We start from the raw sequence: 20,024 nt of genomic DNA, 5'->3' as shown, positions 1-20,024 counted from the left end.
CGCAGATCCATATGATCATCCGGTAACAGAAATCCGAACGGCGCTCCGGCGTACGGATACTGAGCCCATGTCACGCGTGCTGCTGATCGAAGACGACCGGGCCGTACGGGAAGGGGTCGCCCTCGCCCTGCGCCGCCGGAGCCATGAGGTCGCCGTCGCCGTGACCGGCGAGGAGGGGCTCGAGAGGCTGCGGTCCTTCCGGCCGGACGTCGTGGTGCTGGACCTGATGCTGCCCGGCATGCCCGGCCTGGACGTGTGCCGAGCGCTGCGCGCCCTCGACCAGACCCTGCCGATCGTCATGGCGACCGCGCGCGGCGACGACGAGGACATCGTCGTGGGACTGGAGTCCGGGGCCGACGACTACGTCGTCAAACCGGTGCAGGCACGGGTGCTGGAGGCCCGCATCCGGGCCGTGCTGCGCCGGGCCGCCGCAGCGCCCGCCGACGGCGGCATACCCAGGATCGACACCTACGGCGACCTGACCATCGATCGCGCCGGACTCTCCGTGACCTGGCAGGGCGCGCCCGTCGCGCTCGCCCCCTCCGAACTGCGCCTGCTGCTCACCCTCTCCGCCTCTCCCGGCCAGGTGTTCAGCCGGCAGCAACTCCTGGAAGCGGTCTGGGAGCACAGCTACCACGGGGACGCCCGGCTGGTGGACGCCTGTGTCAGACGACTGCGCGCCAAGATGGGCGAACCCCCGCGCGAGCCCCGCTACATCCAGACCGTGCGCGGCTTCGGCTACCGGTTCGCGTCCCGGTGAGGCGGGCCCTGCCGGCCGCCCGGCTCCACCTCCCCCACCTGCTCGGTCTGCGCACCAGGCTGGTGGTGGCCTTCACGCTCGTCGCCGCCCTCACCGCCGCCGCCACCGGTTCGCTGACCTTCCGCGAGGCGCGCACCGGAGTGCTCCAGCAGAGCCAGGACACCGTGATCAAACTGCTGCGCGACAAGGTCGACGGACTGAGCGTCGTCATCGACCTCCCGCCCGAGCAGGACGACTTGGAGGACTTCGCGGTCGAGGTGGCCTCCGTCGACCCGACCGGGGCCTGGCGCGTCCTGGTCGCCTACGGTGCGCTGCGCGCCACCTCCACCCCGAACGACCCGTTCCCCGAACTGACGCCCGCCCTGCGCGAGGCGGTGAGCTCCCGTACGGCCACCGTCTTCCAGCGGGTGCGAAGAGGCGACCACACCGCGCTCGTCGTCGGCATGCCCATCACCTACGACACGGCCGGCGGAGCGGGCGCGACCGCCAGCGGCGTGCAGGTCTATCTGACGGTGCCGCAGATCACCGAAGCGGCGTACGTCGACGCCCTGGTGGACGCGGCTGAACGGGCCACCGTGCCCGCCCTGGCGCTGGCGGTGCTGCTCGCGTTGCTCGCCGCACGCGGGGTGCTGCGCCCGGTGCGCGCCCTGCGCCACGCCACCCGCAGCATCGCCGAAGGGAAACTCGACACCCGGCTCACCGTCCATGGATCGGACGAACTCGCCGATCTGTCGCACACGTTCAACGAGACGGCCGCCGCCCTGGAGGAGTCCGTGGCCGAACTGCGCGGCATGGAGGCCCGGGCCCGCCGGTTCGCCGCCGACGTCTCCCATGAACTGCGCACTCCGCTGGCCGCCATGGCGGCGGTCACCGACGTCCTCGACGAGGACGCCGCCCGCCTCGACCCGGACACCGCCACCGCCGTCCGGCTGATCAGTCAGGAGACCGTGAAACTGGCCCGGCTGGTGGACGACTTGATGGAGATCTCCCGCTTCGACGCGGGCGCGGCGGTGGTGCACCTCGACGAGATCGACCTCGCCGAGTCGCTGTGCCGCACCCTCGCCGCCCGCGCCTGGACCGATCTGGTGGAGACCGATCTGCCGCCGCCCGGCGTTCTGCGCGGACGCGTCGACCCGCGCCGCCTCGACGTCGTCGTCGCCAATCTGGTCGGCAACGCGCTGCGGCACGGCGCCCGCCCCGTCCGGCTGTGCCTGCGGGAGCGGCACGACGCGAGCGAGAGGGGCGCGGGCGCCGGGGGGAGGATCGCCGTCATCGAGGTGCTGGACAGCGGGCCCGGCATCCCCGAGACGGTGCTGCCCCATGTCTTCGAGCGCTTCTACAAGTCCGACGCCGCCCGCACCCGCACCGAGGGCAGCGGTCTGGGCCTCGCGATCACCGCCGAGAACGTCCGGGTGCACGGCGGCGCCGTCCGCGCAGCCAACCGGCCCGAGGGCGGCGCCGTGTTCACCGTCGAGATCCCGCTGCGCCCGGAGGGGCCCTGGCCCGAGGAGAGCCGACCGTGAGATCCGTGCACCGACCCGTCCTGCTGTGCCTGCCGGCGCTGGCCGCGCTCGCCTCCTGCGGCATTCCCACGACCGGCGTGATCGAGGCGGGCGGCCCCGCGAGCGGAGTCGTGCCGCGGGCAAGCGTCTACTTCGTGGTGGACGAGGCCCTCGTCGAAGTGCCGCGCAGGACCGTCCGGCCGGTCGGCGTCGAGTCCGCCGTCGACGCCCTGCTCCGGGGCCCGACGCCGGAGGAACGCGCCCAGCGCTTCACCACACTGCTGCCGCCGGGGCGCACGACGACCCGCACGGCCGGCCCGGACCTCCTCCGGGTGCGGACGAAGGGCGTCCAGGTGACGATCGAACTGACGCGAGCGGTGGATCAGCTGAGCGAGCTGGCGGCCGCCCAGCTGATCTGCACGGTTCTCGCGGCACAGCGCGTCGCCGACCCGGGCGGCGCCCCGGCGCCGGTGACCGTCCAGGACGCGGCCGGTCACGACGTCGGCGGAACCGGCGGGAGCTGTCAGGCGGGTTGATGGACACCCGTTGTGCAGTCGTCGGCCACGCGCTCGTCATCGGGGTCCACGAAAGTCACACGGGCACCGTCCCGCTCGCAGCTCGCCCACGGCGGCGTTTCCGCCCGTGCGCCGCGCATCCTGGAGACTCAGTTGACCACCGCTCCGACCCTGGAGACCCTCGCGCCGACCCCGAGCGGCGACCCGAGCACACCCGCCCGGCCCGCGGCCGAGGGACTGGCCCGCACCCTGGCCCGTCGCTGGTGGCCGGCCGCCGCCGAGTGCGTGGTCGCCGTGGCGACGGCGCTGGGGTTCACCGCCTGGGGTGTGACGGTCGCCAACAGCCCCGTCACGCGGGTGGGTCAGGTCAGCGGGCTGTCGAACCTTCAGTTCCGGCTCGCGCTGCTCGTGCTGGTCGTGCTCGCCGTGGTGGGCTGGGCGACCGTGCGCGGGAGCGAGCGGGTGCGGGCGGTGACGGTCCGGCTGGCCGCCGCGGCCGTCGCCGGGCTGAGCACCGGGTTCATCGGCGCGGGCCAGGTCTTCGCCCTGCGCGGCACCCCCTGGCCCCTCAACGGACCCTACGCGGACAACAACCGCATCCTCGGCTGGGCGGAGCAGGTGCTGCACACCGGCTCCATGGACGCGTTCTATCCGCCGGGCGTGCCGTACATCCTGGGCTACGCGGCCAAGGCCGGCCTCTTCGACGGGCAGCCGGCCTTCGGGCTGAAGTGGCTGTTCATCGCGTTCGTCGCGCTGACCGGACCGGTCGCCTACCTGGCCTGGCGGATGTGCCTGCGGCCGCTGCCGGCGCTCGCCGTCGGTCTGCTGCCCGCGCTCCAGCAGACGCTGCCGCACAAGCCCTACAGCCCCTTCGTCCTCGTCGCCCTCGTGCCGCTCATCGCGAAGCTGCTGCTGTGGCTGCGCGCCTCGCCCCGCTTCACAGCCCGCGGGACGGCGGGACGCGGCGCCTTCCTCGGGGCCGTCTTCGGACTGCTCTTCCTCGTGTACTCCGGCTGGCACGTGTGGTCCCTGCCCGGCGTGCTCGTCGCCGTCCTCTTCTTCTTTCCGTGGCGTACGAAGCCGGTGCGGGGCTTGCTGTTCCTCGGCGGTTCGCTGGCCGGGTTCCTGCTGGTGGCGGGCACGTATCTGCGGGTGCTGCTCGGCGCGACCGGCACCCGGGACCAGTGGTGCTCAGGGTTCGCGCTGACCGAGCCCGCGTACATCGGCACCACGCCGCTCAGCAACCGGGCCTGGGACGAGCCCGGGGAGTACCCGGGCTTCGGCGAGTTCGCCGGACTGCACATCTACGCCGTGATCGTCCTGATCGGGCTCGGCGTCGCCGTCGCGCTCGGGCTGCGCAAGGCCGTCGTGGTCGCCCCGCTCGCCTGCTTCGCGAGCGCCTGGTTCATCCGGTTCTGGCTGGCCGGGCACATGGAAGCGGACCAGCAGGTCCAGCTCTTCCCCCGGACGATGCTGCAGATCCAGGTGACGCTCACGGCCCTCGCCGTCCTGGCGTGCGTCCTGGCGGCCGGAAAGCTGGCGCCGCTGGTCCGCCGGGCGGGGACCGCGCCCGCACGGCAGTTCCCCGCCGTCGGAGCGCTGCTCGCCCTGGCTCTGGCGGGCGGAATGATCGGCTCGTTCTTCGCCAACCAGTACCTTCCCACCGCGCCCGCCGAGCGGCAGGTGGGCGTGATGGCCTGGCAGGCCCACCAGTTCCGCAAGCCCGACGGCGCCTGCCCCCGGTACGCCGACCGCCACACCTGCCAGGACTTCCCGAACCGCCCCGTCGTCGAACCGCCGACCGCCAAGCGGCTGGTGTGCGAGTACCCATGGCGCAAGGTCGGCCGCGACGGCTCGATCGAGGTGCTGCCGCCACGGCCTTAGGGGCCCGGCGCCGGCCGGCGGTCCGCAGGTCAGGTGAGGGCGGTGACCAGCAGGGCGAAGGCGGCGACGATGACGGCCACGCGGACGTGGTGGAAGCGGTCCCAGCGGTTCATCTGCTGCTTCCAGTCGGCGGGCAGGCCCTCCGCGGTCCACGTCTTCGCGCCCGCGTATTCGTTTGCACGAGACGTCTCGTCTCGTCTACGGTCTCTGCATGACCGCTCCCGCGCACATCGCCATGTTCTCCATCGCCGCCCACGGGCATGTGAACCCCAGCCTCGAGGTGATCCGTGAACTCGTCGCGCGCGGCCACCGGGTCACCTACGCCATCCCGCCGGCCCTCGCCGACAAGGTCGCCGGGACCGGCGCCGAGGTCGCGCCCTGGCACTCCACCCTGCCCGGCCCCGACGCCGACCCGTCGGCCTGGGGCGCCACCCTCCTCGACCACGTGGAGCGCTTCCTCGACGACGCGATCCAGGCGCTGCCCCAGCTGGCCGAGGCCTACGACGGGGACGAACCCGACCTCGTCCTGCACGACATCACCTCCTACCCCGCCCGCGTCCTGGCCCACCGCTGGGGCGTCCCCGCGATCTCCCTCTCGCCCAACCTCGTCGCCTGGGACGGCTACGAGCAGGAGGTCGCCGAGCCGATGTGGGCGGAACCGAAGAAGACCGAGCGCGGGCAGGCCTACTACGCCCGGTTCCAGGCCTGGCTGGAGGAGAACGGGATCACCCGGCACCCCGATTCGTTCGTCGGGCGGCCCGCCCGCTCCCTGGTGGTCATCCCGAAGGCGCTCCAGCCGAACGCCGACCGGGTCGACGAGAGCGTGCACACGTTCGTCGGCGCCTGTCAGGGCGACCGCGCCGCCGAGGGCGACTGGACGCGGCCCGCCGACGCGCGGAAGGTCGTGCTCGTCTCGCTCGGCTCCGCCTTCACAAAGCAGCCGGAGTTCTACCGCGCCTGCGTCGAGGCGTTCGCCGCGCTGCCCGGCTGGCGCCTCGTGCTCCAGATCGGCGGGCACGTCGACCCCGCCGAGCTCGGGGAGCTGCCGGACAATGTCGAACTCCACTCCTGGGTGCCGCAGTTGGCGATCCTGAAGCAGGCCGACCTGTTCGTCACCCACGCCGGCGCGGGCGGCAGCCAGGAGGGGCTGGCCACGGCGACCCCGATGATCGCCGTACCGCAGGCCGTGGACCAGTTCGGGAACGCGGACATGCTCCAGTCGCTCGGCGTCGCCCGGCTGGTCCCGACGGAGGAGGCCACCGCCGAGAGCCTGCGTGGTGCCGCCCTGGCCCTGGTCGACGACCCCGAGGTCGCGCGCCGGCTGAAGGAACTCCAGGCGGAGACGGCCGCCGAGGGCGGCACGCTCCGCGCGGTCGACCTGATCGAGGCCGAGCTGCCCGGCGAACCGGTCGGGAGGCGGCCCCACCGGCCGTGAGGCGTGCCGGGCCGCGCTCGAACCCGGCACGACCGAGGGCCCGCCGGTCTCCCTGGAGACCGGCGGGCCCTCGGCGCGCAGAGCCCTGACGGGCCGTCAAGCAGACACCGGCTCTCAGACCTTGACCGGCTCGCCCTCGTCGTCCCGCGTCACCGGCGCGATCGCCTCCGGCGACTCGTCGTGCGTGAGGTCGGGCAGCCGGTGCATCCACTTCGGCAGGTACCAGTTGCGCTCGCCGAGCAGCGCCATGACCGCCGGGAGCAGCACGCCCCGGATGATCGTCGCGTCGATCAGCACCGCGGCCGCGAGGCCCACGCCCATCTGCTTCATGGACTGCATCGACAGCGTCCCGAAGATCGAGAACACGGCGACCATGATGACGGCGGCGCTGGTCACGACGCCCGCCGTGGTGACCACGCCGTGCGTGATCGCGTCCTTCGTCGTCCGCCCCCGCAGCCGCGCCTCACGGATCCGGGAGACCACGAACACGTGGTAGTCCATCGACAGGCCGAACAGGATCACGAACAGGAACAGCGGCAGCCAGGTGATGATGGCGCCCACGCCCTCCGCGCCCACCAGCGACGCGCCCCAGCCGTGCTGGAAGACGGCCACGAGGATGCCGTACGCGGCGCCCACCGACAGCAGGTTCAGCACGATCGACGTGATCGCGATCGTCAGCGAGCGGAACGACAGCAGCATCAGCGCGAAGGCGAAGACCACGACGAACGCGAAGACCGGGACGACCGCCCCGCTCAACTGGTCGTTGAAGTCCTCGGAACCGGCGACCTGCCCGGTGATCGGCGCGTCGAGGCCGTCCACCTTGCCGAGCGTGGCCGGCCGCACCTCGTCGCGCAGCTTGCCCAGGCTCGCGCCCGCCTTGTCCAGATCGGAGCCGCCGACCAGCGGGACGTACACGAAGGCGATGTTCTGCTGGTCGTGCAGCTCGATCTCGACCGGGCCGCCCGAGGCGCCCGAACTGACCGCCCGCGCACGGAACTCGGCGAGCGCCGACTTCACCTCGGGCGCGTTGATGTCCTTCGCCCGGACGACCACCTCGGCCGGCTCGGAGCCGCCGGGGAAGGCCTCGTTGAGGCGGTTGTAGGTCTGCACGATGGGCAGCGAGTCGCCGAACTCCTGGTCCAGCGTGAGCTGTTGCGTCTTCATGCCGAGCGCGGGCAAGGAGACGGCGAGCAGCGCGCCGCCCGCCACGACCACGGAGACCGCGGGCTTGGCCAGCACGCCCTTCAGGACGGCCGTCCAGAACCTGCTGCCGTCCGCGCCGGCCTTGGCGCGGCGCCGCAGGAACGGCAGCCGGCCCTTCTCGACCCGCTCTCCCAGCAGGGACAGCAGCGCCGGCAGCACGGTCACCGAACCGACCATCGCCACGGCCACCACCATCAGCGAGGCCAGACCCATCGCCTCGAACGCGGCGAGCCCGGTGAACAGCATGCCCGCCATCGCCACGCACACCGTGACACCGGAGACGATGATCGCCCGGCCGCTGGTCGCCGCGGCGATCCGCAGCGCGGTCTGCGCGTCCCGTCCGGCAGCCCGCTCCTCACGCTCCCGGCGCAGATAGAACAGGCAGTAGTCCACGCCGACGGCCAGACCCACCAGCAGCATCACGGAGTTGGCGGTGTCGCTCATCGGCACGACATGGCTGACCAGGCCCATCAGGCCCAACGTCGCCATGATCGCGGTGATCGACAGCAGCACCGGCAGCAGCGCCGCGACGACCGCGCCGAAGGCGACCAGCAGAATGCCGAAGGCCACCGGCACCGCGGAGTACTCGGCCTTCTGGAAGTCGTCCCCGAACGCGTCGCTGAACGTCTTCATCATGCTCGCGCCGCCGATCTCCTCGATCCGCAGCGACCGGTGCTCCTGCTGCACACCGTCGACGGCCTCGAGGACCGGCTCCACCCGCTCGCCGGCGGTGTCGGAGTCACCGCGCATGTCGAACTGCACCAGCGCGCTGTGGCCGTCCTTGGAGATGGTGTGCGTGTCGTAGGGAGAGGTGACGTCGGTGACCTGCCCGGTGCCCTCGACGGCCTTCACGACCGCCTCGACGGCCTGCCGGAACTCGGCGTCCGTGGCCTTCAGGCGGCCGTCCCTGGCCTGCACGAGGACCGACTCGCTCGCCGGCTCCTCGATCCCCGCCTCCTTGATGATCGTGGCGGCGGTGTGCGTCTCACCCTTCAGCTGGTCGCTCTCGTCGACGTCGGCCCGGCCCGCCGCCGACCCGAGTCCCATGGACAGGGCGACGAACAGCACCCAGATCCCGACGGCGGCCCACCGGTGCCGGGCACTCCAGCCGCCGGCCCGCGCGGCGATGCCCCGCACCCGCGAATCTCCGCTCTTCCCCATGACGGGCTTTCCCCCTCGAAGGTGCGGCGGCGGCCCCCTGCCACCACCTTTCGACACCAAGGTAGGGGTTGGATAAAGCCCGATCGTCGTGCTGCCCGGTGACGTCCGCTCCGCCCGGGTCCTCCCCTCGGAGCGTGTCGTCTCACCGCTGGGGAGGAGGAAGGCCCTTACATCTAAATCCACCGCCTCGGGGCCGATCATCAGGGTGCGGACCGTGGCGAAGGCCTACGGTGGGCGCATGACGACGACGTACGCGGCCCTGCTGCGCGGCATCAACGTGGGCGGCGCCCGGAAGGTCCCGATGGCCGACCTGCGCGCCCTCCTGCAGGACCTCGGTCATGACCACGTGCGCACCTACCTCCAGAGCGGCCAGGCCGTGTTCTCCAGCGCCCACGGCGACGAGGACGACCTCGCCGCCCAGCTCGCGCAGGCCGTCGAGAAGCGGTTCGGCTTCGCGGTCGACGTGATCGTCCGCGACCACGCCTATCTCAGGACGGTCGCCGAGGCCTGCCCGTTCCCGGCCGCCGAACTGGAGGCCAAGCAGCTCCACGTCACCTACTTCTCCGCGCCCGTCGCCCCGGAACGCTTCACGGGGGTCGACCAAGAGGCCTTCCTGCCGGAGGAGTTCCGCCTCGGCGACCGCGCGCTGTACCTGTACGCTCCCGAGGGCCTCGGCCGCTCCAAGCTCGCCCAGCAGCTGTCCCGGCCCCGCCTCACCAAGGGCGTCGTCGCGACGACCCGCAACTGGAACACCGTCGTCGAACTCGTGAGGCTGACGGGCGGCTGACCGAGCGTGCACACGCGTTGTGCGAGGCTCGTCGCATGCGCTACGTCATCATCGGGGCAGGGGCGGTCGGCGGAACCGTCGGCGGGCGGCTCGCGGGAGCCGGGCACGAGGTCGTACTGGTCGCGCGGGGCGCGCACCGGGCGGCGCTGAGCGAGGGCGGGCTGCGGCTGCGTGTGCCCGAGGGCGAGCTGACGTACCGGCTGCCCGTCGTCGACGGACCCGATGCGCTCGGCACGCTGCGCGCCGACGACGTCCTCGTCCTCGCCGTGAAGACCCAGGACAGCGAGGCGGCCCTGCGCGCGTGGGGCGCGGCCCCCGTCGAGAGCGGGGGCACGGCCGCCGAGCGGCTGCCCCTGGTCTGCGCGCAGAACGGCGTCGAGAGCCAGCGCCTGGCCCTGCGCCGCTTCCGGCACGTCTACGGCGTCTGCGTCTGGCTGCCCTCCACCCACCTCGAACCCGGCGCGGTGAGCGCCGCCGGCGCCCCCCTCACCGGCATCCTGCACCTCGGCCGCTACCCGCACGGCGCCGACGACACCGCCCGCCGGATCGCCGCAGACCTGGAGAAGGCGCACTTCGAGGCGCCGGTCGTGCCGGACGTGACCCGCTGGCAGTACGCCAAGCTGCTGTCCAACCTGGGCAACGCCGTGGAGGCGCTGAGCGGCCCGGTCGACGGCGAGGAGGCCGCGGCGCTGCTCGGGAGGGTCCGGGCCGAGGGGGAGGCCGTGCTGCGGGCCGCCGGCATCGCGTACGCGAGCCCCGAGGAGCAGCGCGCGGTCCGCGGCGACAAGGTCACCCTGGTCCGGCTGGAGGGCGTTCCGCGCGGCGGCGGCTCCTCCTGGCAGTCCCTCAGCCGGGGCGCGGGGACCATCGAGGCCGACCACCTCAACGGCGAGATCGTCCTCCTGGGCCGGCTGCACGGCGTTCCGACCCCGCTGAACGAACTGCTGCAACGGCTCGCCAACGAGCACGCGCGCGACCGCAGGGCGCCCGGCTCGCTGCCGGTGCGCGAACTGACCCGCCTGGCGGACGACGCCGTCGCGTTCGTTCAAGAGCCCGGCCGCTTCCGCTCCTAGCGTGAGGCGCATGAAGCACGACGAGACACACCGGTACATGTCCGAATGCGCCGCCGAGGCGGCCCGCGTCGCCCGCGGCGTCCCGGCGGCAGGCCTGGACAAGGCCACGCACTGCACCGACTGGGACCTGCGGGCCCTGGTCAACCACTGGGTCCTCTACACCTCCCACGGCCTGGAGCACCGGGCCCTGCGCAAGCAGCTCCCCGAGGAGCTCCTCAGCCGCGACTTCACCGCCGGCCCGCACTGGGCCGAGGCGTACGCGGCCCAGCTCGACCGCGCGGTCGCCGCCTGGGCCGACCCGGCGGTCTGGGAGGGCGAGGTGGACCTCGGCGGCGGCACGCTGCCGGCGGCGGAACTCGCCGCGATGATCGTCAAGGAGACGGCCGTCCACGGGTGGGACGTCGCCGTCTGCACCGGCCAGACGTTCCACGTCTCCGACGGCGCGGCCCGGCTCGTCCTGGACGTGGTCGAACGCCACGGCGACCTCTATCGCCGCTACGACGGCTTCGCCGCCCCCGTCCCCTTCCCACCGGACGCCCCGTCCTTCTCGCGCGCGCTGGCGGCGAGCGGCCGCGACCCCCGCCCGGGGGTGTGAGAGGCCCTCACCCCCCTTCGCCCCGCCACTCGTCCCGCTCCGCCCACCGCACCGCCGGTCCCATGGCCAGGCCCGCCGCGGCGAACAGCAGGCCCAGGGCCGCCCAGCCCGCCGAGCCGTGACCGATCGCCGTGATCGTGACCAGGGCCGGGCCCGCCATCATGCCCGCCGACATGCCCGCGCCGAAGACCCCCTGGTACACACCGTGGACGCGGGCGTCGGCGAGTGCGTAGCCGAGGGTCCAGCCGCCCGCCGCCGACAGGACCTCGGCGAAGACGTGGACGACGGCGCCGGCGGTGAGGGCGAGGACGGCCCAGACGGGGGAGAGCCCCGCCGACAGGGCGTACACCGCGCAGGCGACGGCGAGGAGCAGCCCGGACCAGCCCATCGCCCTCACCGCGCTGGGCACGTGGGAGAAGCGGCGGGCGACCGGCACCTGGAGCAGGGCCACCAGCGCGCAGTTCACGATCATCAGCAGGGCGGCCGTCCAGCGCGGCGCGTCGGTCCGCTCGACGATCCACAGCGGCAGCCCCACCTCGGCGAGCGTGTACTGCACGACCAGCACCGCGTTCAGCACGGTCACCGTCAGATAGGGCAGGTCGCGCACCGCCCGCCAGCGGTCCCCGGCCGGGGCGTCGTCGCCGAGGGCCGGACGGTCCAGGGCGTGCGCGGCCAGGGGCAGGCCGGGGATCAGCAGCGCCGGCCCGGCGAAGGACAGCGCGTTCAGCGCGATGACCGCCGTGTACGCCTCACGGGTGTCGACCTGCAGCGCGACCGCCCCGAACAGACCGCCCAGCCCCATGGCCACGTTGGTGACCATCCGCAGATACGCCCGCGACTCCACCCGGGTCGCCACCGGCAGCACCTCCGCGTACAGCGCGCCCTGCACCCCGCGCGACGCCATCTGCAGCCCGGTCGCGCAGACCACCGCGACGAGGAAACCGACGTAGGTGTGCACGAGCACGTACGCGGCCGTCGCCACCCCTGTGCCCGCCCACAGCAGCGCCGCCACACGCCGGGCGCCCCACCGGTCCGCCGCCCGCCCCGCAGGCACCCCCGCCGCCACGCCGACGAGACCCGCGCACGTCATCCCGAGTCCCACGGACGTCGCGTCGAGGCCGACGATCCGGGTGAAGTACAGGACGCCGAGGGGGAAGTAGAGGCCGTTGCCGAGGGAGTTGACGAGGGTCAGCAGCGCGGCACGGCGCAGCACGGGATCGGCGGGCAGCAGTCCGGTGGCCCGCGAGAGGGGCCTCTTTGTCGCAGGTTGGGAGGAACTGCCTCTCCCGGGAGCCGAGTTGGCCGGGGTGATGGTCATGGTCGACAGCCAACCCGGCACACCCCGGGCGGTGGCATTGATTTAGCGTGGCGCTCAATGATCGAGTTCCGGTTCACCGTCGACGACCTCGCCACCACCTCCTTCGCCTACTCCCCGCTGCAGGAGGCGGTGTTCTCCCTGCGCTGCCTCAACGACCCCGCCCGCTACCCGCATCACCGGCCGTGGCTGCGCCGCTTCCGGCCCCGGCTCGAGACGCTCGACCAGGAGCTGCTCACCTCGCTGGTCTCCCCCTGGCTGTGGATCCCCGACTTCCTCACCCCGCGCCCCGACCGGGCCCGTCCCGTCTTCGCCGACGAACTGGACCGGGTCCGCCTCACCGAACCCGACGTCATCGCGGCCGACCTCCGCGCCGCCTACCGGACCGAGGACGCGCTGCCGCCGGTCGTCGCCCGGGGGCTCGCCCGGCCCGACCGCTTCCTCACCCGGCTCGCGGACGCGCTCGACGCCTACTGGCACACCTGTCTGGCCACCGAGTGGTGGCCGCGCGCACAGAGCGTCCTGGAGGCCGATCTCGCCCACCGGGGACGAGTGCTCGCGGAGCGGGGCGCAGCCGAAATGCTGCCGGGCCTCGATGCGCGGCTCTCCTGGGCGGACAGCCATCTCCGGCTGAACACCAGGGACTTCCTGATGCCGGCGCCGTGGGCCGACATGAGCATCGCCGGCCGGGGCATGGTGCTGCTGCCGACCCTGTTCGCGCGCGGCGCCCAGCCCCTGATCGACCCCACCCGCCCGCCGGTGCTGATCTATCCCGCCCGTGGCCGGGCCACCCTCGCCGAACAGCCCGCCCCGGTCGTCGGCCAGGCCCTCGTGCGCCTCCTCGGCCGCGCCCGGGCCCGTCTGCTCCTGCTGCTCGCCGAACCGGCCTCCACGACGGAACTCGCGCACCGGCTGGAGGTCACCCCGGGCGCCGTCAGCCAGCACCTCGCGATCCTCCACGACGCGGGGCTCCTCACCCGCACCCGCAGCGGCAGGACCGTGCGGTACGCGCGCACGCCGCTCGGCGACGACCTGTGCCGCTGAACCGGCCGCGCTGTCCTCAGGCCCCCACGGCAGCCGGCAGGGGCGCGCGGGCCGTGTCGTAGCGGTCGAGGAGGAGACGGGCGACCTCCGGGGCCGGGCCGAGGACGTCCGCCAGTACGTCTGCTCCGGCCGCGCCGCGGGCGATGCGGTCCGGCAGGAAGCCGGGGGCCAGGACGTACGGGGCGACCGCCACCGTGGAGCAGCCCAGCGCGCGCAGCTCCCGCACCGCGTCCTCGGTTCGGGGCAGGGATGCGGAGGCGAACGCGGGCCGCACGGCGCACCAACCGGTGTGCCACCACTCCCGCGCGATGTCGGCGATCACCGCGATCGCCTCCGGGTCGGAGGACCCCGCCGAGGCCAGCACGACCCCGGTCGAGGACTTGTCGGCGGGCGTCAACCCCGCCTCGTACAGCCGCCGTTCCAGCGCGGACAGCAGCAGCGGCGACGGCCCCAGCACGTCCGCCTGGCGGATCCGCAGCCGCGAGGGCGCCTCCCGCAGGACCGCCGGGATGTCCGCCTTCGCGTGGAAGGCGCGGGTCAGCAGCAGCGGCAGGGCCACCACGTCCCGCACGCCCTCCGCCGCCAGGGACTCCAACACCCCCTGCACCGAGGGGAGGTTGAAGTCCAGGAAGCCGGTCTCCACCCGCAGGCCCGGCCGCAGCGACCGCACCCGCCGCACCAGGGCGTGGACGGTCGCCGCGTGCCGCGGGTCGCGGCTGCCGTGCGCGATGACGACGAGGACGGGACGAACCGGCTTGTGGAGCATGGCAGTCAGCCTTTCAGCCCTTCACCAGCAGCCCGCGGCCGCGCAGCACCCGCCGCTCCAGCGGACTGAAGATGAGCAGGTCGATCGCGATGCCGACGAACAGGATCAGGATGATCGCCTCGAACACCATGGACATGGAGCTGGCGTTGCGGCCGTTCTCCAGCAGCGCGCCCAGACCGATGCCCAGGTCGGGGGAGGAGGCGATGATCTCCGCCGCCATCAGCGACCGCCACGAGAACGCCCAGCCCTGCTTCAGACCGCCCAGGTAGCCCGGCAGGGCGGCCGGCATGACGATGTAGCGCGCCCCCTTCAGTCCGGTCGCCCCCATCGTCCGGCCCGCCCGCAGGAACAGCGGCGGCACCTGGTCGATGCCGGAGACGAGACCGTTGGCGATGGACGGCACGGCGCCCAGCAGGATCACCGCGTACATCATCTCGTTGTCCAGACCCAGCCAGATCACCGCCGGCGGCACCCACGCCACCGAGGGCAGCGACTGCAGACCGGACAGGACCGGGCCGATGGCCGCGCGCACGAACCGCACCCGGGCCACCAGCAGACCCAGCGGGGTGCCGATGGCCAGCGCCAGCAGGAAGCCCAGCAGACCGCGCGAGACGCTGGTCCAGATGTACCCGAGGAGCTTGCCCTCCAGCCACGCGTCCTTGAACTCACCGCCCACGTCGGCCGGCGAGGGCAGCTTGCTCGGATCGTCGACGATCCGGAAGGAGACCAGCGCCTGCCAGAGCACCAGCACCACCGCGATCGCGAGGACGGGCGGCAGGACCTTGTTGACGAGGGTCTGACGGAACGGCGTACGGCCCGCCGAGGAGCTCTCCAGGGCGTCGAGGCCCGCCTCCAGACCCCGCAACCCGGCGCCGTCCTCGTCGGAGGCCGAGGCGGAGGCCTTCGGGTCGGTGGTCTCAGTGCTGGCCATGACGGCGGATCTCCCCACGCAGGACTTCGGTGATCTCCAGGGACAGTTCGGCCACGGGCGCGTCCTCGATACGGCGCGGCTGCGGAATGCCGACCGTCCACTCGCGCGCCACGCGGCCCGGGCGGGAGGACAGCAGGATGACCCGCTGGGCGAGGCGCACCGCCTCGCGCACGTTGTGCGTGACGAACAGGACGGACACCCCCGTCTCCTTCCAGACCCGGGTCAGCTCGTCGTGCAGCACGTCCCGCGTGATCGCGTCGAGCGCCGCGAACGGCTCGTCCATCAGCAGCAGCCGGCTCTCCTGGGCGAGCGCCCGCGCCAGCGCCACCCGCTGGCGCATACCGCCGGACAGCTCGTGCACCCGCTTGCCGTACGAGCCCTTCAGCCGCACCAGCTCGAGCAGCTCCTCGGCGCGACCGCGCCGCTCGTTCTTCGCGACTCCGCCGAGCTTCAGGGCGAGTTCGATGTTCTTGCCCGCGGTCAGCCACGGGAACAGCGCGTGCTCCTGGAACATCAGCGCCGGACGCCCGTCCGTCGTGATGCGGCCGGAGCTCGGCTTGTCCAGCCCCGCCACCAGGTTCAGCAGCGTGGACTTGCCACAGCCGGAGGCCCCCAGGAGGGTGACGAACTCTCCCGGCGCGACATCGACCGTGATGTCGTCCAGGACGAGCTGCTGCCCGGCGGGCCCGGCGAAGGACTTCGAGACGTGCTCGATGCGCGCGGCGTACTCCACCGACTCGGCGCTCTCGGCCTTGGCGAGGGTGGTGGCCATGGTCGTCACCTCCTGGGAACTCATCCGACTTCGGGGTTACTGGGCGCCGAGACCGGCGTCGTCGACGGTGCTCTCACCGGCGGCCGACAGCACCTTGTTCAGCGGCGCCAGGTCGTAGATGCCGTCCAGCAACGGGTTCTTCAGCAGACCGGCCTTCACCGCGTGCTGCGCCTCGGTGTTGAGGGTGGCGGCCAGCGGGTCGTCGGTGAACTGGATCGACTTCCACGCCGGGTCCAGGACCTTCGCGGGAAGCTCCTTGCCGGAGTCCTCCTTCAGCTGCGCGTTCGCCGCCGCCTTCGCCGCCTCCGGGTCGGCGTTGATGTACTTGTTGGCGTCGACCGACGCCTTCAGCACCGCCTCGACGGCCTTCGGGTGCTCCTTGAGGAACTTCTGCGACACGATGATGTTCGTGATCACGAACTTCTTGTCCGGCCACAGGTCGGACTCGTCCAGCAGCACCTTCGCGCCCTCGGCGACCAGCTTCGACGCCGTCGGCTCGGGCACCCACGCGCCGTCCACGGAACCCGACTTGTAGGCGTCCGGGGTCACCTTGTTGTCGGTGCGCACCACCGACACGTCGCCCTTGCCGCTCTCCGCGTCGACCTTCCAGCCCTGCTCCGCGACCCAGTTCAGGAACGCCACGTCCTGGGTGTTGCCGAGCTGCGGAGTCGCGATCTTCTTGCCCTTGACGTCCTTCAGGGACTTGATCTTTTCCGGGTTGACCACGAGCTTCACTCCGCCGGACGCCGAACCGCCGATGATGCGCAGGTTCTTGCCCTTGGACTTGGTGTAGCCGTTGATCGCCGGGGAGGGGCCGATCCAGCCGATGTCGATGGCGCCGGAGTTGAGCGCCTCGATCTCGGAGGGGCCGGCGTTGAAGATCTGGTACTTGGCCTCGGTCGCGCCGAGCGCCTTCTGGAAGTAGCCCTTGTTCACGCCGACCAGGGCGGTCCCGTGGGTCAGGTTGCCGAAGTAGCCGATCTTGACGGAGTCGAGACCGTCGATCTTCTGCGCGCCGGCGGCGACCTTCTGGGCGGGCGGGGTGTCCTCGGCCTTGGACCCGTATCCGCAGGCGGCGAGGGCGAGCAGGGGAAGAGCGGCCAGGACGGTCACAGAGCGACGGAACGCGCCCGAACGGGCGGCGCGGACGCTCCCGGTGGAGCGAGGCCCGGACGGGGGCAGGTTGGCAGGCACGGGAGGCTTTCCTCTCGTTGGCCCGGCGGTCACGGTCTCTCAGGTCGTGGCCGGGAAATCGGCAGAAGGTCTTCGTCGCTTCCGGGGTGGGGGTCCCCCGGCCTGCGAGCGAAGCCGAGCATGTGGGGGAGGGTGGGGGGACGGGGCGCGCAAGCGGTGCGCGAACGTCAGCGCGCACATCGCGCCACTCCGCCCTGCCCGCTGCCGAGGGCGCCGCTGCCGACGCGGCCGCCCTCCTTCGCGAACGTGGAGAAGACATCGGGGGAGTTCATCGTCAGAAGTCCCACCCGTCGTCCTCGGAGGCGTCCTTGACCGGCTCCGGGGCGGCGAACGACTCGCCGACCATGCCCGCGGTGAGCGTGGTGCCGTCGTTCGGGTCGATCAGGATGAACGAGCCCGTACGGCGCGAGTCGGAGTAGGAGTCGACCGGAAGGGGCTCCGCGGTGCGGATCTTCACCCGGCCGATGTCGTTGGCGGCGAGCTGTCCCGGGTGCGGGTGCAGGGACAGGTCGTCCAGCGTGAGACGGGAGGGGATGTCCTTCACGATCGCCTTGACCGTGCGGGTGCCGTGCTTGAGCAGCACCCGGTGGCCCACCGTCAGGGGGGCGTCGGCGACATGGCAGACCGTCGCCTCGATGTCCTGCGTGGTCGCGGGCGCGTCCTTGCTCGGCACGATCAGGTCGCCGCGCGAGATGTCGATGTCGTCCTCCAGCAGGAGGGTCACCGACTGCGTCGTCCACGCCACGTCCACCGGCTCGCCCAGCAGGTCGATGCCGGAGATCTTCGAGGCCCGGCCGGACGGCAGCACCGTGACGGACTCGCCGACGCGGAAGGAACCCGCCGCGATCTGGCCGGCGTAACCCCGGTAGTCCGGGTGCTCCGGGCCCTGGGGGCGGATCACGTACTGCACGGGCAGCCGGGCGTGGCAGTGGCTCAGGTCGTGGCTGACCGGCACGGTCTCCAGGTGCTCCAGCACCGTCGGGCCGCCGTACCAGTCCATGGTCGCGGAAGGCTCCACGACGTTGTCCCCGGCGAGCGCCGAGATCGGGATCGCGGTGACCTCGGGGACGCCCAGCTCGGTCGCGTACGCCGTGAACTCCTCGGCTATCGCGGCGAAGACCGGCTCCCGGTAGTCGACCAGGTCCATCTTGTTCACGGCGAGCACCACGTGCGGGACGCGCAGCAGCGCGGCGATGGCGGCGTGCCGGCGGGTCTGCTCGACCACGCCGTTGCGGGCGTCGACCAGGATCACCGTCAGCTCGGCGGTGGAGGCGCCGGTGACCATGTTGCGGGTGTACTGCACATGGCCGGGCGTGTCGGCGAGGATGAACCGGCGGCGGGGCGTGGCGAAGTAGCGGTAGGCCACGTCGATGGTGATGCCCTGCTCCCGCTCGGCCCGCAGGCCGTCCGTCAGCAGCGCGAGGTCAGGCGCCTCCTGGCCCCGGCTCGCCGAGACGCGCTCCACGGCCTCCAGCTGGTCGGTGAGGACCGACTTGGAGTCGTGCAGCAGCCGCCCGACCAGGGTGGACTTCCCGTCGTCGACGGAGCCGGCGGTGGCGAACCGCAGGAGCGTGGTCTCCGCGAGTTCCTCGGTGGTGATCGTGCTCATCTCTAGAAGTACCCCTCGCGCTTGCGGTCTTCCATCGCGGCCTCGGACATCTTGTCGTCGGCGCGGGTCGCGCCGCGCTCGGTGAGCCGGGAGGCGGCGATCTCCACGATCACCTTCTCGATGGTGTCGGCGTCGGAGTCCACCGCGCCGGTGCAGGACATGTCACCCACGGTCCGGTAGCGCACCAGCCGCTTCTCGACGCTCTCGCCGTCCTTCGGCCCGCCCCACTCGCCGGCGGTCAGCCACATGCCGCTGCGGGAGAACACCTCGCGCTCGTGCGCGTAGTAGATCTGCGGCAGTTCGATGCCCTCGCGGGCGATGTACTGCCACACGTCCAGCTCGGTCCAATTGGACAGCGGGAACACGCGGACGTGCTCACCGGGCGCGTGCCGGCCGTTGTACAGGTTCCACAGCTCCGGGCGCTGCCGGCGCGGGTCCCACTGGGAGAACTCGTCACGCAGGGAGAACACCCGCTCCTTGGCCCGGGCCTTCTCCTCGTCGCGGCGGCCGCCGCCGAAGACGGCGTCGAACCTCTCCGCCTGGATCTTCTCGGTCAGCGGCAGCGTCTGCAGCGGGTTGCGGGTGCCGTCCGGGCGCTCCTTGAGGACACCGCGGTCGATGTAGTCCTGCACGGAGGCGACGTGCAGCCGCAGCCCGTGCTTGTCGACCGTGCGGTCGCGGTAGTCGAGGACCTCGGGGAAGTTGTGCCCGGTGTCCACGTGCAGCAGCGAGAACGGCACCGACGCCGGCCGGAAGGCCTTCAGCGCCAGGTGCAGCATGACGATGGAGTCCTTGCCGCCGGAGAAGAGGATCACCGGCCGCTCGAACTCGCCCGCCACCTCGCGGAAGATGTGCACCGCCTCGGACTCGAGGGCGTCGAGGTGGGAGAGCGCGTACGGGCTGTCGGTTCCCTCGGAAACGGTGGCGACGGTCGTCGTCATGCCAGTCCCCTTTCGCTGAGCAGGGCGTACACGGACGCCGCGGACTCCTGCACGGTCTGGTCCTGCGACTCGATGCGCAGGTCGGGCGACTCGGGCGCCTCGTACGGGTCGTCGACCCCGGTGAGCCCGGTGAGCTCACCCGCGGCCTGCTTGGCGTACAGCCCCTTCACGTCCCGCTCGCTGCACACCTCGACGGGTGTCGCGACGTGCACCTCGACGTACCCGGTGCCGTTCGCCTGGTGGCGCTTGCGCACCGCCTCGCGGCTGTCCTGGTACGGCGCGATGACCGGGACGAGGGCCAGCACCCCGTTGCGGGCGAGCAGTTCGGCGACGAAGCCGATGCGCTGCACGTTGGTGTGCCGGTCCTCGCGGCTGAAGCCGAGGCCCGCCGAGATGAACTCGCGGATCTCGTCGCCGTCGAGCACCTCGACCCGGTGGCCCTCCTCACGGAGGCGGCCGGCCAGTTCGTAGGCGATCGTGGTCTTGCCGGCGCTCGGCAGACCCGTGAGCCAGACGGTGGCTCCGGTCCTCACGTCA

General features: G+C 72.4%; 18 protein-coding genes and 1 pseudogene. 9 read left to right on the top strand and 10 right to left on the bottom strand.

Annotated features, from left to right (window positions below):
- The first annotated feature begins 67 nt into the window (after positions 1-67).
- The 4 genes from ACIRS4_RS06720 (at position 68) to ACIRS4_RS06705 (ending at position 4,661) form a co-directional block, all read left to right on the top strand.
- On the top strand, positions 68-760 hold the full coding sequence (locus ACIRS4_RS06720; protein ID WP_404190956.1) for a response regulator: 693 nt from the start codon (positions 68-70) through the stop codon (positions 758-760).
- Positions 757-2,283, top strand: a complete 1,527-nt coding sequence (locus ACIRS4_RS06715; RefSeq protein ID WP_404190953.1) for a sensor histidine kinase — start codon at positions 757-759, stop codon at positions 2,281-2,283. The genes ACIRS4_RS06720 and ACIRS4_RS06715 overlap by 4 nt, the downstream gene beginning before the upstream one ends.
- Positions 2,280-2,798, top strand: coding sequence for a hypothetical protein (locus ACIRS4_RS06710; RefSeq protein ID WP_404190950.1), 519 nt, complete (start codon positions 2,280-2,282; stop codon positions 2,796-2,798). The genes ACIRS4_RS06715 and ACIRS4_RS06710 overlap by 4 nt, the downstream gene beginning before the upstream one ends.
- Positions 2,799-2,930: 132 nt before the next feature.
- A complete protein-coding gene (locus tag ACIRS4_RS06705; RefSeq protein WP_404190947.1) occupies positions 2,931-4,661 on the top strand; it encodes a hypothetical protein in 1,731 nt (576 codons plus the stop codon).
- 29 nt (positions 4,662-4,690) lie between these two features.
- Here ACIRS4_RS06705 and ACIRS4_RS06700 read toward each other — a convergent pair.
- Positions 4,691-4,819: pseudogene (locus tag ACIRS4_RS06700) on the bottom strand (DUF1772 domain-containing protein); the annotation flags it as partial.
- A 53-nt stretch (positions 4,820-4,872) separates the two neighbouring features.
- Between ACIRS4_RS06700 and mgt the strand changes: the two are divergent.
- The gene (gene mgt, locus ACIRS4_RS06695; protein ID WP_404190945.1) at positions 4,873-6,096 is read left to right on the top strand and encodes a macrolide-inactivating glycosyltransferase; all 1,224 of its coding nucleotides are present in this window, start codon (positions 4,873-4,875) and stop codon (positions 6,094-6,096) included.
- A gap of 114 nt (positions 6,097-6,210) precedes the next feature.
- On the opposite strand, the gene ACIRS4_RS06690 is transcribed toward mgt, so the two are convergent.
- Entirely contained in the window at positions 6,211-8,460 is a 2,250-nt protein-coding gene (locus tag ACIRS4_RS06690; protein WP_404190942.1) for an MMPL family transporter, read from the bottom strand.
- 238 nt (positions 8,461-8,698) lie between these two features.
- Between ACIRS4_RS06690 and ACIRS4_RS06685 the strand changes: the two genes are divergently transcribed.
- The 3 genes from ACIRS4_RS06685 to ACIRS4_RS06675 are packed head-to-tail and all read left to right on the top strand — an operon-like array spanning position 8,699 to position 10,915.
- Complete coding sequence (locus tag ACIRS4_RS06685) at positions 8,699-9,247, top strand: DUF1697 domain-containing protein (RefSeq protein ID WP_404190939.1); 549 nt, start codon at positions 8,699-8,701, stop codon at positions 9,245-9,247.
- A 35-nt stretch (positions 9,248-9,282) separates the two neighbouring features.
- A complete protein-coding gene (locus tag ACIRS4_RS06680; protein WP_404190936.1) occupies positions 9,283-10,320 on the top strand; it encodes a ketopantoate reductase family protein in 1,038 nt (345 codons plus the stop codon).
- Positions 10,321-10,330: 10 nt separating this feature from the next.
- A complete protein-coding gene (locus tag ACIRS4_RS06675) occupies positions 10,331-10,915 on the top strand; it encodes a TIGR03086 family metal-binding protein (RefSeq protein WP_404190934.1) in 585 nt (194 codons plus the stop codon).
- Positions 10,916-10,922: 7 nt separating this feature from the next.
- Here the strand turns inward: ACIRS4_RS06675 and ACIRS4_RS06670 are convergent, their stop codons facing one another.
- Positions 10,923-12,233, bottom strand: a complete 1,311-nt coding sequence (locus tag ACIRS4_RS06670; protein ID WP_404190931.1) for an MFS transporter — start codon at positions 12,231-12,233, stop codon at positions 10,923-10,925.
- A 57-nt stretch (positions 12,234-12,290) separates the two neighbouring features.
- Here ACIRS4_RS06670 and ACIRS4_RS06665 point away from each other — a divergent pair, with 57 nt between their 5' ends.
- Positions 12,291-13,274, top strand: a complete 984-nt coding sequence (locus ACIRS4_RS06665) for an ArsR family transcriptional regulator (RefSeq protein ID WP_404190928.1) — start codon at positions 12,291-12,293, stop codon at positions 13,272-13,274.
- Positions 13,275-13,290: 16 nt separating this feature from the next.
- On the opposite strand, the gene ACIRS4_RS06660 is transcribed toward ACIRS4_RS06665, so the two are convergent.
- From ACIRS4_RS06660 to cysC, 7 genes are all read right to left on the bottom strand, one after another.
- Positions 13,291-14,040 (bottom strand): sirohydrochlorin chelatase, encoded by a 750-nt coding sequence (locus ACIRS4_RS06660; RefSeq protein ID WP_404190925.1) that lies wholly within the window; start codon positions 14,038-14,040, stop codon positions 13,291-13,293.
- Positions 14,041-14,053: 13 nt separating this feature from the next.
- Positions 14,054-14,971 (bottom strand): ABC transporter permease, encoded by a 918-nt coding sequence (locus ACIRS4_RS06655; protein WP_404190922.1) that lies wholly within the window; start codon positions 14,969-14,971, stop codon positions 14,054-14,056.
- Complete coding sequence (locus tag ACIRS4_RS06650; RefSeq protein WP_404190920.1) at positions 14,958-15,767, bottom strand: ABC transporter ATP-binding protein; 810 nt, start codon at positions 15,765-15,767, stop codon at positions 14,958-14,960. The genes ACIRS4_RS06655 and ACIRS4_RS06650 overlap by 14 nt, the downstream gene beginning before the upstream one ends.
- Before the next feature lie 12 nt (positions 15,768-15,779).
- Positions 15,780-16,856, bottom strand: a complete 1,077-nt coding sequence (locus ACIRS4_RS06645; protein ID WP_404191090.1) for an ABC transporter substrate-binding protein — start codon at positions 16,854-16,856, stop codon at positions 15,780-15,782.
- Between the two features lie 355 nt (positions 16,857-17,211).
- Positions 17,212-18,546, bottom strand: coding sequence for a sulfate adenylyltransferase subunit 1 (locus ACIRS4_RS06640; RefSeq protein WP_404190917.1), 1,335 nt, complete (start codon positions 18,544-18,546; stop codon positions 17,212-17,214).
- 2 nt (positions 18,547-18,548) lie between these two features.
- The gene (cysD, locus tag ACIRS4_RS06635; RefSeq protein WP_404190914.1) at positions 18,549-19,487 is read right to left on the bottom strand and encodes a sulfate adenylyltransferase subunit CysD; all 939 of its coding nucleotides are present in this window, start codon (positions 19,485-19,487) and stop codon (positions 18,549-18,551) included.
- The gene (gene cysC / locus ACIRS4_RS06630; protein ID WP_404190912.1) at positions 19,484-20,020 is read right to left on the bottom strand and encodes an adenylyl-sulfate kinase; all 537 of its coding nucleotides are present in this window, start codon (positions 20,018-20,020) and stop codon (positions 19,484-19,486) included. The genes cysD and cysC overlap by 4 nt, the downstream gene beginning before the upstream one ends.
- Positions 20,021-20,024 lie beyond the last annotated feature (4 nt).

This window comes from Streptomyces sp. NPDC101166 (genome assembly GCF_044768125.1).
In the GTDB taxonomy this organism is placed as follows: Bacteria; Actinomycetota; Actinomycetes; order Streptomycetales; family Streptomycetaceae; genus Streptomyces.
Note: the sequence above shows the minus strand (reverse complement) of the source record. Positions and strands in the feature narration are given on the sequence as shown.

Coding starts and splice junctions, on each gene's coding strand:
- mgt (WP_404190945.1), top strand. CDS start 4,873: ATGACCGCTCCCGCGCACATCGCCATGTTCTCCATCGCCGCCCACGGG.
- ACIRS4_RS06655 (WP_404190922.1), bottom strand. CDS start 14,971: ATGGCCAGCACTGAGACCACCGACCCGAAGGCCTCCGCCTCGGCCTCC.
- ACIRS4_RS06680 (WP_404190936.1), top strand. CDS start 9,283: ATGCGCTACGTCATCATCGGGGCAGGGGCGGTCGGCGGAACCGTCGGC.
- ACIRS4_RS06690 (WP_404190942.1), bottom strand. CDS start 8,460: ATGGGGAAGAGCGGAGATTCGCGGGTGCGGGGCATCGCCGCGCGGGCC.
- ACIRS4_RS06670 (WP_404190931.1), bottom strand. CDS start 12,233: ATGACCATCACCCCGGCCAACTCGGCTCCCGGGAGAGGCAGTTCCTCC.
- ACIRS4_RS06685 (WP_404190939.1), top strand. CDS start 8,699: ATGACGACGACGTACGCGGCCCTGCTGCGCGGCATCAACGTGGGCGGC.
- cysD (WP_404190914.1), bottom strand. CDS start 19,487: ATGACGACGACCGTCGCCACCGTTTCCGAGGGAACCGACAGCCCGTAC.
- ACIRS4_RS06675 (WP_404190934.1), top strand. CDS start 10,331: ATGAAGCACGACGAGACACACCGGTACATGTCCGAATGCGCCGCCGAG.
- ACIRS4_RS06665 (WP_404190928.1), top strand. CDS start 12,291: ATGATCGAGTTCCGGTTCACCGTCGACGACCTCGCCACCACCTCCTTC.
- ACIRS4_RS06640 (WP_404190917.1), bottom strand. CDS start 18,546: ATGAGCACGATCACCACCGAGGAACTCGCGGAGACCACGCTCCTGCGG.
- ACIRS4_RS06720 (WP_404190956.1), top strand. CDS start 68: ATGTCACGCGTGCTGCTGATCGAAGACGACCGGGCCGTACGGGAAGGG.
- ACIRS4_RS06660 (WP_404190925.1), bottom strand. CDS start 14,040: ATGCTCCACAAGCCGGTTCGTCCCGTCCTCGTCGTCATCGCGCACGGC.
- ACIRS4_RS06650 (WP_404190920.1), bottom strand. CDS start 15,767: ATGAGTTCCCAGGAGGTGACGACCATGGCCACCACCCTCGCCAAGGCC.